At 73.4% G+C, this 12982-nt stretch carries 13 protein-coding genes; 11 read left to right on the top strand and 2 right to left on the bottom strand.

The genetic code is table 11. The annotated features are described in order from the left end of the window. The first annotated feature begins 237 nt into the window (after window positions 1-237). The 4 genes from AC5K6T_RS30610 to ygfZ all read left to right on the top strand — a co-directional run bounded on the left by AC5K6T_RS30610 (window position 238) and on the right by ygfZ (window position 3338). Window positions 238-1026: a hypothetical protein gene (locus AC5K6T_RS30610; RefSeq protein WP_493214313.1), complete on the top strand. Its 789-nt coding sequence runs from the start codon at window positions 238-240 to the stop codon at window positions 1024-1026. Between the two features lie 249 nt (window positions 1027-1275). Beyond that, entirely contained in the window at window positions 1276-1851 is a 576-nt protein-coding gene (locus tag AC5K6T_RS30605; protein WP_493214212.1) for a heme-binding beta-barrel domain-containing protein, read from the top strand. Window positions 1852-1924: 73 nt separating this feature from the next. Continuing rightward, a complete protein-coding gene (locus AC5K6T_RS30600) occupies window positions 1925-2362 on the top strand; it encodes a Fur family transcriptional regulator (RefSeq protein ID WP_493214210.1) in 438 nt (145 codons plus the stop codon). 10 nt (window positions 2363-2372) lie between these two features. After that, window positions 2373-3338: a CAF17-like 4Fe-4S cluster assembly/insertion protein YgfZ gene (gene ygfZ, locus AC5K6T_RS30595; protein ID WP_493214208.1), complete on the top strand. Its 966-nt coding sequence runs from the start codon at window positions 2373-2375 to the stop codon at window positions 3336-3338. Between the two features lie 3 nt (window positions 3339-3341). Here the strand turns inward: ygfZ and dtd are convergent, their stop codons facing one another. Continuing rightward, entirely contained in the window at window positions 3342-3767 is a 426-nt protein-coding gene (gene dtd / locus AC5K6T_RS30590; protein ID WP_493214206.1) for a D-aminoacyl-tRNA deacylase, read from the bottom strand. Window positions 3768-3925: 158 nt separating this feature from the next. On the opposite strand from dtd, the gene AC5K6T_RS30585 reads away from it, so the two are divergent. Further along, window positions 3926-4585 (top strand): RsiG family protein, encoded by a 660-nt coding sequence (locus AC5K6T_RS30585; protein WP_493214204.1) that lies wholly within the window; start codon window positions 3926-3928, stop codon window positions 4583-4585. Between the two features lie 69 nt (window positions 4586-4654). Beyond that, window positions 4655-5908, top strand: a complete 1254-nt coding sequence (locus AC5K6T_RS30580; protein ID WP_493214202.1) for a GNAT family N-acetyltransferase — start codon at window positions 4655-4657, stop codon at window positions 5906-5908. A 397-nt stretch (window positions 5909-6305) separates the two neighbouring features. Here AC5K6T_RS30580 and AC5K6T_RS30575 read toward each other — a convergent pair whose 3' ends face one another. Beyond that, entirely contained in the window at window positions 6306-6494 is a 189-nt protein-coding gene (locus AC5K6T_RS30575; protein WP_493214200.1) for a hypothetical protein, read from the bottom strand. Window positions 6495-6667: 173 nt separating this feature from the next. Here AC5K6T_RS30575 and AC5K6T_RS30570 point away from each other — a divergent pair, with 173 nt between their 5' ends. The 5 genes from AC5K6T_RS30570 to AC5K6T_RS30550 all read left to right on the top strand — a co-directional run bounded on the left by AC5K6T_RS30570 (window position 6668) and on the right by AC5K6T_RS30550 (window position 12921). Then, entirely contained in the window at window positions 6668-7519 is an 852-nt protein-coding gene (locus AC5K6T_RS30570; protein WP_493214312.1) for a GntR family transcriptional regulator, read from the top strand. After that, window positions 7519-8271: an HAD family hydrolase gene (locus AC5K6T_RS30565; protein ID WP_493214198.1), complete on the top strand. Its 753-nt coding sequence runs from the start codon at window positions 7519-7521 to the stop codon at window positions 8269-8271. Before AC5K6T_RS30570 ends, AC5K6T_RS30565 begins: the two co-directional genes overlap by 1 nt. Window positions 8272-8952: 681 nt before the next feature. Next, window positions 8953-11154 (top strand): phosphotransferase, encoded by a 2202-nt coding sequence (locus AC5K6T_RS30560; protein WP_493214196.1) that lies wholly within the window; start codon window positions 8953-8955, stop codon window positions 11152-11154. A 134-nt stretch (window positions 11155-11288) separates the two neighbouring features. Then, window positions 11289-12164 (top strand): hypothetical protein, encoded by an 876-nt coding sequence (locus AC5K6T_RS30555; protein WP_493214194.1) that lies wholly within the window; start codon window positions 11289-11291, stop codon window positions 12162-12164. Window positions 12165-12309: 145 nt separating this feature from the next. Beyond that, entirely contained in the window at window positions 12310-12921 is a 612-nt protein-coding gene (locus AC5K6T_RS30550) for a DinB family protein (RefSeq protein ID WP_493214192.1), read from the top strand. Window positions 12922-12982: the final 61 nt, after the last annotated feature.

Here is a 12982-nt window from a genome sequence, read left to right as displayed (position 1 = left end):
CCGTCCGGCGCCGCCGGGCCGTCCGGTACCGCCGGGCCGGCCCACCGTGGGGACGTACCCGAGTCCGGTCGGACGCCCGGGCCCGGGCAGGGTCCCGCGCCGGAGGCGGCACCCGCGGCCGACCCCGCCGGCCTGGCGGCCGACCCCGCGCCCGCCTCCGAGGCGCTCCTCGCCGCCGCACCCGATGCCGCACCCGATGCCGCACCCGTCGCCGCACCCGATGCCGGGCCCGGCGCCATGCCCGAGGCCGGGCCCGCGCCGCGGCGGCGCCGGGTGCCGTGGGGGCTCGTGCGATGGGTCGCGGCCGTCGCCGTGTTCGCCGCCGTGGGTACGGCCACGGCGTACGGGATCACCGGCATGGAGCGCGGCGACGTCCCGGGCCTGTCCACCCGGTCGGACGGGCGCTGGGACTACCCCGGGCTGACCAGGCCGCCCCTGCCGTCCGGCAGCCCGGAGCCGTTCGCCCCGGGCAACCCGGCCAACAGCCACCACGCCGACCTGCGGGCCCTGCTGCTGCCCGCCCCCGCCGGGGCGAGGGAGGACAAGGCGCTGCGCGGCTCGGACGGCTGGCTGCCGACCAAGGACTACCTGGAGCTCTTCTCCCTGCAGGAGGACCGCGACGAGCTGCGGCAGCGGCTCGTGGACAACGGCCTGCGGCACATCGCCGCCCGGGGCTGGACCATGCCCGACGGCACCCGGACCCGGATCTACCTGCTGCAGTTCGCCACCTCCGAGGTCGTCGACAGGAACATCGCGACCGACGCCCAGGCCTGGAGCGCCCCCACCTACCGGATGCGCGGCGAGCACGAGTCCGTCTACGACGAGGACTTCCCCGAAGCCGCGGCGGTCGCCCACATCACCCGGGTCGCCTACGCCGAGACCGAGCCGTACGGTGCCGCGCAGGTCCGCCAGGCCCACCTCAGCGCGGGCGACGTCTACGCCGTGATCGTGCAGTCCCGCAAGGGCGGCGCGCCCGCCGTGCCGTTCCAGCAGACGGTGGTCCTGCAGAGCCAGCTCCTCGGCTGACGGCGCGGATGCCCGCGCAGGCACACCTCGCAGGGAAGGCCGGGCCCCGTCCGCGTAAGCTGGGGCCCGGCCGTGTGCCCCCCCTACCCTCCGCCCACCAAGGAGCACCCGTGGAGATCTTCTTCGAAACCCTGCTGGCCCTGGTCTGCGTCGGCGTGCTCGCCTTCGCCGCTCTGGCCGTGAAGAAGCTGTACCAGGGCCAGCGCTGACCCCCTCCCCGTCCAGCCGTACGAGACTGCTGAGCTGATCATGATCGAGATCCCGTCCGACCTCCACAAGGACCTCGTCCCCCTCGCGTTCCTGCTGGGCAGGTGGGCCGGCGCGGGCGTGCACGACTTCCCCGGCTCCGAGAAGTGCAACTTCGGCCAGGAGGTCTCCTTCACGCACGACGGCCGCGACTTCCTGGAGTACCGCTCCCACACCTGGGTGCTGGACCAGGAGGGCAACAAGGTCCGCCCCCTGGAGTCCGAGTCCGGCTACTGGCGCATCGACGACGGCCGCAAGGTCGAGGTGACGATGACCCGCGACGACGGTGTCGTCGAGATCTGGTACGGCGAGCTCGCCGACAAGAAGCCGCAGATCGACCTCGTCACGGACGCGGTCGCCCGCACCGCCGCCTCCCGCCCCTACTCCGGCGGCAAGCGCCTGTACGGCTACGTCAAGAGCGACCTGATGTGGGTCGGTGAGAAGCAGACCCCCGAGGTCGAGCTGCGCCCCTACATGTCGGCCCAGCTGAAGAAGGTCGTCACCCCCGAGGAGGTCGAGCGCTGGGCGAAGGCCCTCCCCGACGACCTCCCGGACGACGGAGTGGCCTTCTTCAAGTAGGCCGGCCGGGCCCCGTCACCGCTCCGGGCGCCTTTCCCGCCCAGGTGTTCCCATGCCGCACTAGACTCGTCGTGTGGTGAGCACCGACTGGAAGAGCGACCTCAGGCAGCGCGGCTACCGGCTGACGCCGCAGCGGCAGCTTGTCCTGGAAGCCGTGGACACCCTGGAGCACGCGACCCCCGACGACATCCTCGCGGAAGTGAGGAAGACCGCGTCGGGGGTCAACATCTCCACGGTGTACCGCACCCTGGAGCTGCTGGAGGAGCTGGGCCTGGTCTCGCACGCCCACCTCGGGCACGGCGCGCCCACCTACCACCTCGCCGACCGGCACCACCACATCCACCTCGTCTGCCGGGACTGCACCGACGTCATCGAGGCCGACCTGTCCGTGGCCGCCGACTTCACCGCCAGGCTGCGCGAGGAGTTCGGCTTCGACACCGACCTCAAGCACTTCGCGATCTTCGGCCGGTGCCGGGACTGCTCCCTGAAGCGCTCCCGTACCGAGTCGTAGGCTTGACCGTATGAAGAGCCCCCTGCTGTCCCTGCCCGGCGCCGTTCCCGCCGAGGGCGTGGACGAAGGCGTCGCCGCCCACTACGGCGACCTGTTCCGCGAGCAGCGCGCCCTCGCCGACGGCGCCGGCCTTGTCGACCTGTCCCACCGCGGCGTGGTCACCGTCTCCGGCGACGACCGGCTGAGCTGGCTGCATCTGCTGCTCACCCAGCACGTGAGCGAACTGCCCCCCGGGCAGGCCACCGAGGCGCTCATCCTCTCCGCGAACGGACACATCGAACACGCCCTGTACCTCGTCGACGACGGCACCACCACCTGGGCCCACGTCGAACCGGGCAGCCAGGACGCGCTGATCGCCTACCTGGAGTCGATGAAGTTCTTCTACCGCGTCGAGGTCGCCGACCGCACGGACGACATCGCCGTCGTCCACCTTCCCGCCGGGTCCATCGCGTCCGTACCGGACGGTGTCGTCGTACGGGAGACCGCCTACGGGCGTGATCTGTTCCTGCCGCGCGCCGACCTGGAGGCGTACGCCCGGCAGGTCGGTTCTCCCGCCGGGCTCCTCGCCCACGAGGCGCTGCGCGTGGAGCAGCAGCGGCCCCGGCTCGGCTTCGAGACCGACCACCGCACCATCCCGCACGAACTGGGCTGGATCGGCAGCGCGGTCCACCTGCAGAAGGGCTGCTACCGCGGGCAGGAGACCGTCGCCCGGGTGCAGAACCTCGGCAAGCCGCCCCGCCGGCTGGTCTTCCTGCACCTCGACGGCAGCGAGGTGCACCTGCCCGTGCACGGCACCGGGATCCGCGTCGCCGAGGACGGCCCCGACGGGCGGAAGGTCGGCTTCGTCACCACGTCCGCCCGCCACCACGAGCTGGGGCCGGTGGCGCTGGCGCTGGTCAAGCGGAACGTGCCGGTGGACGCGCGACTCGTCGCGGGGGAGACGGCCGCCGCGCAGGAAGTCGTCGTGGAGCCCTGAGGCTCAGACCTCCAGCAGCACCGTGAACGGGCCGTCGTTCGTCAGTGACACCCGCATCCGGGCGCCGAAGCGGCCCGTGGCCACCGTGGCGCCCAGCGAGCGCAGTTGGGACACCACCTCGTCCACCAGGGGCTCCGCCACGGCGCCGGGCGCCGCCGCGTTCCAGGTGGGGCGGCGCCCCTTGCGGGCGTCACCGTAGAGGGTGAACTGGCTGATCACCAGCAGCGGGGCGTCGACGTCGCTGCACGACCGCTCGTCCTGCAGCATGCGGACCGACCAGAGTTTGCGGGCCAGTTGGGCCGCCTTCTCCTTCGTGTCCTGGTGCGTGACGCCCACCAGCGCGCACAGGCCCTCGCCCGTGATCTCGCCCACCGTCTCGCCGTCCACGACGACGCTCGCGCCGTCCACCCGCTGTACCACTGCACGCATGCGGACCATCATGCCCTGCCCGCGAGGGGCGTCGGACCGTGGCTTCCCATCGCTCCTTAAGCGCCCATCTGGGGCCGTTCGGGGGCACTCGGTCACATAGCGGCCACTTGGGGTGGCACGATGCTTCCACACGCCGGTCGAGGGGACGGTTGAGGCGTATGAGCACACCGAGCACGAGCACCGGGCGTTCGCCGGGCGCGGCCGTCCGGCGGGCGCCCGTGCAGCGCACGGACGGCTCGGCGCAGGCGGCGCCGACCGTGGAGCCGGGGCCGGCGGCCGGTCCGGCCCCGCCCGTGGCGCAGGCACCGGACGGGGAGCCCGGCGCGCCGGATCTGGGGCGGCTGACCCTGCCCGAGGTGCGGGCCCTGCGGCGTGACGCCCAGCGGGACGAGGCGGACCTGAGCTATGTCCGGCGGCTGCTGCAGGGGCGGATCGACATCCTGCGTGCGGAGCTGGCCCGCCGGGGGCCCAGCCTGCCCGCCCGGCCGGGGGAGGCGTCCGTGGTGGCGCGGCTGCCGGAGATCCTCACCGACGGGCCCGCCCGGCAGCGGTCCTCCGCCCGGCACGTCACCCTCGGCACGCCGCACGGGGAGGAGTACCGGCGGCTGGCCGCGGAGATGCTCGCCGAGGTCGAGCTCTCCGACCTCGCGGCGCGCACCGATCCCGAACTCGGCGCGGCCATGGGGCGGCTCGTCCGGTACGAGCAGCAGGTGTCCCGTCGGCGGGCCGCGCTCCAGGGCACCACGGACGCGTGCAGCGCGGAGATCGCCCGCCGCTACCGGGACGGCGAGGCCCAGGTCGACGACCTGCTGGTCTGAGGGCGACGGGGCGGCGCGGCGGCGGAAAAGGGGGAGCGACGTGCGGGAGGGTGAACCTACGGTGATCCCATGACTGGGCACGCCGACACCGCCGTACGTCCGATCGCCCCCGATGAGGTCGCCGACTGGACCCGGGCACTGAACACCGGGTTCCTGCGTCCGCCCGGCTCCTCCGCGGCCGAGGTCGCCGACCGGGCGGCCTCCATCGAGCGGGAGCGCACGCTGGGTGCGTTCGAGGACGGGCGGTGTGTGGCCACCTTCCGGTCGTTCGGGCAGGAGCTGACGGCCGTGGGCGGGGCCGTCGTGGCCGCGGACGCCATCACCAACGTCACGGTGACGCCCACGCACCGGCGCCGCGGGCTGTTGTCCCGGATGATGGCGCGGGACCTGGCCGCCGCGAAGGAGCGCGGCGACGTGGTGGCCACCCTGATCGCCGCCGAGTACCCGATCTACGGGCGGTACGGGTTCGGTCCGGGCACCTGGAGTGCCGAGTGGACCGTCGAGGTGCGGCGGGCGGGGCTGGACCCGCGATGGTCGGGGCCCGACGACGGCGGGCGGGTCGACCTCGTGGAACCCGCGTACGTGCGTGCGGCGGGGCCCGCGCTCTTCGACCGCCTGCGGCGGGAGCAGCCGGGGGCGGTCGGCCGCGACGAGCGCTGGTGGCGGGTGGCGACGGGGGACCTGCGGCTGGAGCGGTCCCCGTGGACCGAGCCGTTCTTCGCCGTGTACCGGTCGGCGGCGGGCGCGGTCGAGGGGATGGCGGCGTACCGGACGGACGACACCTGGGAAGGCAAGCAGCCGGGGATCACGGCGGAGGTGGCCTGGCTGACGGCCGTGACGCCGGCGGCCGAGCGGGCCCTGTGGCACTACCTGTGCTCGATCGACTGGGTCACCCGGGTGCGGTCGGGCCGGCGGGCGCCCGACGACGTGCTGCCGCTGCTGCTGCCCGATCCCCGGGCCGCGCGGATCACCGCGCAGTCGGACTGGCTGTGGGTGCGCGTGCTGGACGTGGTGCGGGCCCTGGAGGCGCGGACGTACGGCGCCGAGGGCGAGCTGGTGCTGGAGGTGGCCGACGCGGGCGGGCTCACCGGCGGCCGGTTCCTGCTCCGGGCCGCGCCGGAGGGGGCGTCCTGCGCGCCGACCACGCGGGAGGCGGAACTGGCGCTGGACGTCGCCGAGCTGGGCGCGCTGTGGCTGGGGGACGAGTCCGTGGCGCGGCTGGCCGCGCTGGGCCGGGTCCGGGAACAGCGAGCGGGCGCCGTCCGGTCGGCCGACGCCCTGCTGCGCACGCCCAGGCGGCCTTGGTGCCCGGACGTGTTCTGACCCGGTTCCTCCTTCCTGGCGGGGACGGGGAGATGGTGCGGTGCGCGCCGGGGGCCTGGGTGTGCCCGGGGCGCGCAGGGTGGTGCATCCGTAGCCGACTGTTCAGTTGTGGCTGTACCTGTTCGGTTGTGGCTGTGCTTCTTCGGTTGTGGCTGTGCCGTCTGCTGTGGCCCGCCGACACCGGACTCCCGGCTCCCCTCCGGAAGGGAGCCCGGTGGGGCCAACCCCCCTGAGGTGTGACCAGGTTGTGTGAGTTGGCGACCAACTTCACTGTTGTTATGTCCCGATGGGGGCAGGCCCTAACCGCGTGGGCGTGAACTATCCGTACATGGCGGGAAGTTGTAGCCTTCCCCCGGCGTCGACTTCGGGCCGGAGGCTGGAACCGGCCATCCGCGCCTCACAGGGCGGGCCCGGCGACCAGGAGGGTGAGGACCACCGCGCCGACGGAGCTCACGGCCGGGTTCTTCGCCCGGATGCCGATGGTGAGCAGGAGCAGGCCGACGATGCCGGTGGGGCCGTACCGCCACTGGACCAGTTGTTCGAGGCTGATGGCGACCAGGGCGGACAGGAGGGCGAGGACGGGCATGGTGCTTCCCCCTTTCGCGGCGGGAGGTAAAGGTTCCGCCAACTTGGTCGAGTTGGTGGCCAACTCTGATTAAGTTGTCCCCGCTTGGTCGATACTCATAAACAACTTCCGAGCAACAGCCGCCGGATGGCTGGCAGTTGTGGCGTCCGGCCGTGGACCAGGGGAGCGTGGAAGTGAACGGCGGCAGAAGGCTCACGCCCCAGGAGATAGCCGACACCCTGCGCGAGCGGATCCGCAGCGGAGAGCTCAAGGCGGGCGACCGGCTGGCCACCCAGGCCGAACTGGCGGTGGAGTTCGGAGTGGAGCGCGGCACGGTCCGCCAGGCACTGCGCGCCCTCCAGGAGGACGGCCTGCTCAGCCACGTCAGCAAGGGCAGCCCGCCGCGCATCGCCGAACCCGACCCGGCCCGGCACGGGCCCCAGCCGACCATGGTCGCCCTCGCCCCGCGCCTGTCCGACGCCTTCTCCGCCGACCACGTCCGCATCGACGCCGCCTGCCTCACGGCCGAGACCCTGATGCTGGCCCTCAGCGAACCCCTGCGCCTCATCCGCGAGGGCAGAGTCCGCCCCGTCTCCATCGACGTACGGCTGCTGCTGCCCTCACGCAAGATCAACCTCGCCTTCCCGGTGCCGGTCGAGGGGCGCGGCGAGGACGACGCCGTGCACGAACGATGGCTCGCCCAGCGCAACGCCCAGGGCCACGTCCTGCGCCACAACCTCCAGGTGCTGCGCTCCACCCACGGCATCGACGTCCACGTCACCTTCCGGGCGCTGCCCTTCACCCCGGCGACGAAGCTGTACCTCCTCAACGGCACCGAGGCCCTCTTCGCCTACTACCGGGTCGCCCGCCGCGAGGAGACCGCGGACGGCGAGACACTGGACATGTACGACGTGCTCGGCACCGAGTCCCTGCTCTTCTCCTTCGACCGGCGCAGCGGGAGGCGGGACGAGATGTTCGTCGGGGAGGCGCAGTTGTGGTTCGACGCCCTCTGGGAAACCATCTCCACGGACCTGACACTCTCCTAGTGGCTTCTGAGACCGAGCGGACGGGACCGGTGGAGACGCCAGTGCAGCACGACCCGGCGCGGCTGCGGCACCTCGTCGCCCGCGCCCGCGTCGTGCTCTGGGACTTCGACGGGCCCATCTGCCGCCTCTTCGCCGGCCACACCGCCGAACACGTGGCGGGCGATCTGGTGGCCTGGCTGGAGGGCAGAGGGCTTCGCGGGCTGCTCACGGCCCGGGAGCGGGGCTCCCTCGACCCGGTCGTCGTGATGAGCGCCGTCGACCGCCGCCACCCCGGCAGCGACCTCGTCGCCGAGCTGGAGGAACGTCTCACCCGTCATGAACTCCGGGCCGTACCGGTCGCGATGCCCACCGCCTACGCCGACCCGCTGATCCGCACCTGGTCGGCCCTCGGCACCCGGCTCACCGTCGTCACCAACAACTCCCCGCGGGCGGTGGGCGCCTACCTCGCCGGCCGCGGCCTCGCCGCCTGCTTCGCCCCCCACATCTACGGCCGCACCCGGAACCTCCACCTCCTCAAACCCGACCCGCACTGCCTGCACCGCGCCCTGAACGCCACGGGCACGGCCCCGCGGGACGCCCTGATGATCGGCGACACGGTCACCGACTTCCAGGCGGCCCGCGCCGCCGGCGTCCCCTTCCTCGGCTACGCGCGCAACGCACGCAAGGAGGAGATCCTCCGGGCAGGCGGCGCCGCCGAGATCGTCACCTCGCTGGAGGCCGTCCTGAGCGCGGTCCGGCGGCTTCCGCCCTGACACGGCCCCGGCGACTCCCGCCGACCCCCGCCCCGGTGCCCCCAGCAGCCCCGGCAGCCCGCCCGGCAGCCCCTGGCAGTCCGCCCGGCAGTCCCCTGGCAGTCCGTCCGGCAGCCCCCTGGCAGCCCGTCCGGCCGGGAGCGGCCCAGCGGCCTCCGGCGCCCTCAGCGCGACCCTGAGGTCAGGCCTGAAGCATCGTCCGGCGTCTTCCCCCGAAGGGGCGTCCGGACCGCCGGCTCCGTCGCCACGCCACAAGCCTGGTCCTTCCGCCGGCACCGCGTCCGCGAGGACCGCGAGGAGCGGCGCGACGCCCACCACAGCGACCTGGACCTCCGGGAGCAACCCGGTGTGGAAGCTGCTCGCCCGGGACGACCGACGGGTTACCATGCCTGCACCGCGCGCGGAACCGTACCGCCCGCTGTCGGCCGGGACGGCCCACCGGCCGGTCTCGAACGGCTTCAGGCGGGCGAGTGGCACACCACCCGCCGTGCCCGCCGGACCGGGACCCCGGCGTTCGGCACATCGACGCGGAACACCACTGCGGCCGACCGTCGCCCCGCCCGCCGGGCCCTGTGAAGCCGGTCGTTTCCGGCCTGCCCGTTCGTCCTGTCCGTTGGTCCTGACCGTTCGTCCTGACCGTTCGTCCTGTCCGTCGTCGTGCGAACCTTCCGGAGTGGCCAAGTGGGCGCACCCCCCGTTCCCGTGCCTCCGCTGCGGGGGCCGACCACACTCGACGGCCACCGGGCCGGACTCCGCGCGTTCGTCGCGAGTGCCGCCGCCCGGGGACACGCCCTCAGCGGCCACCACCACGACAACTACGCCGTCCCGCTCACGGACCCGCTCGCCCGGGCCCTCGGCCGTGCGCCCGGCACCACCGTCACGCTGCGGGTCCCGCGGCGCCAGGCACCGCCTGTGGTGATCCGGACCTGGCCGAACGAGGGAAGCGTCCTCGACGCCGTACGCACGGTCCTGCCCGAGGTGCCGCAGCGCCTCGCCCGAGGCGACGGCTTCGCCGTCCACAGCCATGTGGAGGGCGTGCCGCTGTCCAGCGTCTGCGCCGACGGCACAGCCGTGCCCCCCCTGGTGACGAAGGCACTGACCGGGCTGCTCGCCCGCCTGTCCCAGGTGCGACGGGGAACCCTGCCCCCGCTGCCGGCGGGCTGGCCGGGCGACTACAGCGACAGCCGCGGGTTCCTCCAGGCACTCGCCCGGCAGGCCGACCGGCAGATCAGGCAGCCCAATTGGCCGGTGTTCGGCGGACTGTTCAAGGCGCTGGGCCTGCCCGAGGACGCGCTGGTCCGGTTCGGCGAGCGCGTTCCGCCGATGGTCCGACGCCCCTACAGCCTGCTCCACGGCGACCTGCACCGCGACAACCTGATCACGTCCGGCGAGGGCGATCCGCCGGTCGTCTGCATCGACTGGGAACTGGCCGGCTACGGCGACCCCCTGCACGACCTGGCCACCCATCTGGTCCGTATGCGGTACCCCGCGGCACAGTGGCCCCGCGTCATCGACCTGTGGGCGGACGCCGTGCGGGAACTGCGCCCGGCAGCGGTGAACGGGCTGGGCAAGGACCTCGCTCCCTACCTCGCCTTCGAGCGCGCCCAGTCCGTCTACCCGGACGTGATGCGGGCCGCCACGTCCCTGTGCACGCTCTTCGACCAGGAAAGCCTTGACCGCGCAACCAGGCGGGTGCGCGGCGCTCTCGAAGCGGCCGCGGAGCCGCTCGGTCTGCGGAACGTACCGGACGACGACGAGATCGGCCGCATCCTCCACCGCTGGCGGGTGGGCAGGGGCAACCCCGACGGCCGGCGGAGCCGGGCGCCGGCCGTCCACCGCGTCGACTGGACCCGCGACAAGCGTGTCCCGCCGCGCCCCGGCTTCCCGCTGACCGCCGTGGACCGGGCGCTGCTCGCCGAAGGCGCGGCGCCGGCCAACCGGGTCTTCAAGGGAACCGCGCACCTGAACTCCGTGGTGCGGGTGCCGGGCGTCGAGTCCCCGGTCGTGATCCGACGCAAGGCGGCCCACGCGAAGCGCCGCGAGCCGAGCTTCCTCAGCGAGCACGCCGTGCTGCGGGCCATCGAGGACTCCGGGGTGGGGGTGGCGGCCCCGCGCGTGCTGGCGATGGGCAGAAGCCACCGGACCGACCAGTTCACCGTCCACACCTACGAGGGCCCGCCCGACATCGACCGGCCCCCCGGCCACCCCGTGCACGGACTGCTGCCGCACGAGGCCGACCGGCTCGTCGACCAGCTGGGCGAGCTCACCGCCGTCGACTACCGGCCGCTCGACCCGGCCGCCGGCGAGGGCCCCTTCTACGAGTGGCTCAGCGGGCAACTCGTGGAGATGGTGCGCAACCTCCCCGAGACGTCGCAGCGGACGGCCCGGTTCCTGGGCCTGCCCGAGGCCGGCCGCCTCGCGGAGATCCTCGGCCGGCACACTCTGACCCGACGCACCCCCGCTCTGCTGCACGGCGACCTGAACCCCTGGAACCTGGTGCGCCGCGACGACCACATGGCGCTGACCCTCATCGACTGGGAACTGGCCGTGGTCGGGGACCCGCTGTACGACCTGGTGCGCCACATGCATCTGACGCCCACGCGCCCGGAGATCCGCGACCGCATGTTCCGCCGCTGGGCGGCTCGGCTCCCCGAGCAGTACACACGCGGCTGGGGGGACGACTGGCAGGTCTACCGGTGGCTGGAGATCGTGCGCTCGGCGTACGTGGACCTGGACCGCCTGGTGAGCGGTACCGGCCTGGACGCGCCCAACGTCCGGCGTGCCGTGGACTCGTACGCCATGACCCTCGGCACCGCCATCGCCTCCCTCGGCCTGCGCGGCCGCCCCGCCACCGGCCCCCGTCTTGCCCGAGGCCTGGCCTGAGAGGACCATGACGAGGGGGCCAGCCGCGTGGTGCGCGGGCGCTGATGACGGTTCGTCGGAGCCCGCGGCGCACGCGGAAGCGGATGCGGAGGCAGGTGTGACGGGCGGGTGGTGGGAATGCGGAGGGGGAACGCATGTCCGTGCGGTCCGAGGCGGGTGTCGTTCAGCGGCTGCGCCGCCACCAGGCGCGGTTCGAGCCTCTGGTCACCAGGATCCTGCTGGCCGGGATCTTTGTCACGGGGCTGACCGCCCAGTTCGTCAGGCCCGTCGGCGACGCCTTGGAGGACAAGGCCTATCTCGGGGGAGCGCTGTTCAGCCTCGTTGCCTTCGTGCTGTACGACTCGGTGAAGGAACTGACCGGTTTCGTCCGCCTCCCCGCACGCACGCTGGTCAACTCCGGCCAGCTCGACGACTACGTGAGCCGTGCCTTCCACGCTCGGGACGTGGAGATCGACTTTCTCGGCTACACCGGTGAGACCCTCTACAACGAGGTGTTCCACCGTCTTGAGGATCTCATGGAGAACTCCGGTGCCACCCGCCACGTGCGGGTGCGCGTGCTCGTGCCGGACTTCGACCAGCCGATGCCGGTGCCGTCCCGGGTGGGCGAGAACGGTGAGCCCGTGGACGACCCGGCCTTCCGCGCCCTGCGGCAGGACCAGTGCCGCGGCTACGGCCTGACACTCTCCCGCCTCGCTGCCCGGCTGTCCCGGGCGGGTCGGGTCCGGGTGGAGTGCGAGTACCGGGTGTACGGCGGATTCCCGCTGAACAAGGTGTGCATATTCAACCGGAAGGAGGTCCTGACCGGGCTCTACGACGTCTCCGTCCGCCGCACCCAGTCGTCTTCCGACGCCCTGTACTACGACCCCAAGGGCTTTCGCACCGATCTCGCCGTGTCCTCCCCGGCGGGCGGCGCCGCGGCGGAGGAGACGGTGGCGACGTGGAACAGGACCTTCGACAGTCTCTGGAGACTTGCGAGGACGCCGAGCTGGGTCGGCGGCGACCCGGTGTGAGCCGTCCGGCGCCGGGGCCGAGGACGTCTTGCGCGGCGGCCGACGCCGGGTTCCGAGTGCGGCCGGCTCGGCCCGACGGCCCGGCCGCCACGGCCGGTGCGCCCCGCGGCAGGTCTCCCGGGCGGCCGCGCGGCACACTGGCCCCGTGGACCCCGCCGACCCCGACCCCCGCTCCGCTCTGCACTGCTACCTCCAGTCCGGGCGCGACGCCGTGCTGTGGAAGCTGGAGGGGCTGTCGGAGTACGACGCCCGGCGCCCGATGACGCCCACCGGCACCAACCTCCTGGGCCTGGTCAAGCACCTGGCCTCGGTGGAGCTCGGCTACCTCGGCGACGCCTTCGGCCGGCCCTCCGGCGAGCCGCTGCCCTGGTTGGCGGAGGCAGCCGAGACCAACGCGGACCTGTGGCTCACGCCCGAGGAGTCCCGCGAGGACGTCGTGGGCCTGTACCGCAGGGCGTGGGCGCACGCGGACGCCACGATCGACGCGCTGCCGCTGGACACCGTGGGGACGGTGCCGTGGTGGCCGGACGGCCGGGACGAGCTGACCCTGCACCACGCCGTGACCCGGGTGATCGCCGACACGCAGCGGCACGCCGGCCAGGCCGACATCCTTCGCGAGCTGATCGACGGCGCCGTCGGCATGAGCGTCACCGACACCGGCCTGCCGTCGGGCGACCCGCAGTGGTGGCGGCGCCACCACGACCGCGTCGAGGAGGCCGCCCGCGAGGCGGCGCGGCGCCACGGGCGAAGGCGGTAGCCGGGCAGGCCGCTCCAGGAGAACCGACGACCGTCCGGGCCGTCGCGGACGGCCTTGGAGA

The sequence above is a fragment of the Streptomyces sp. B8-7 genome, from assembly GCF_058833805.1.
Note: the sequence above shows the minus strand (reverse complement) of the source record. Positions and strands in the feature narration are given on the sequence as shown.

Coding starts and splice junctions, on each gene's coding strand:
- AC5K6T_RS30555 (WP_493214194.1), top strand. CDS start 11,289: ATGTCCGTGCGGTCCGAGGCGGGTGTCGTTCAGCGGCTGCGCCGCCAC.
- AC5K6T_RS30610 (WP_493214313.1), top strand. CDS start 238: ATGCCCGAGGCCGGGCCCGCGCCGCGGCGGCGCCGGGTGCCGTGGGGG.
- AC5K6T_RS30585 (WP_493214204.1), top strand. CDS start 3,926: ATGAGCACACCGAGCACGAGCACCGGGCGTTCGCCGGGCGCGGCCGTC.
- AC5K6T_RS30580 (WP_493214202.1), top strand. CDS start 4,655: ATGACTGGGCACGCCGACACCGCCGTACGTCCGATCGCCCCCGATGAG.
- ygfZ (WP_493214208.1), top strand. CDS start 2,373: ATGAAGAGCCCCCTGCTGTCCCTGCCCGGCGCCGTTCCCGCCGAGGGC.
- AC5K6T_RS30605 (WP_493214212.1), top strand. CDS start 1,276: ATGATCGAGATCCCGTCCGACCTCCACAAGGACCTCGTCCCCCTCGCG.
- dtd (WP_493214206.1), bottom strand. CDS start 3,767: ATGCGTGCAGTGGTACAGCGGGTGGACGGCGCGAGCGTCGTCGTGGAC.
- AC5K6T_RS30575 (WP_493214200.1), bottom strand. CDS start 6,494: ATGCCCGTCCTCGCCCTCCTGTCCGCCCTGGTCGCCATCAGCCTCGAA.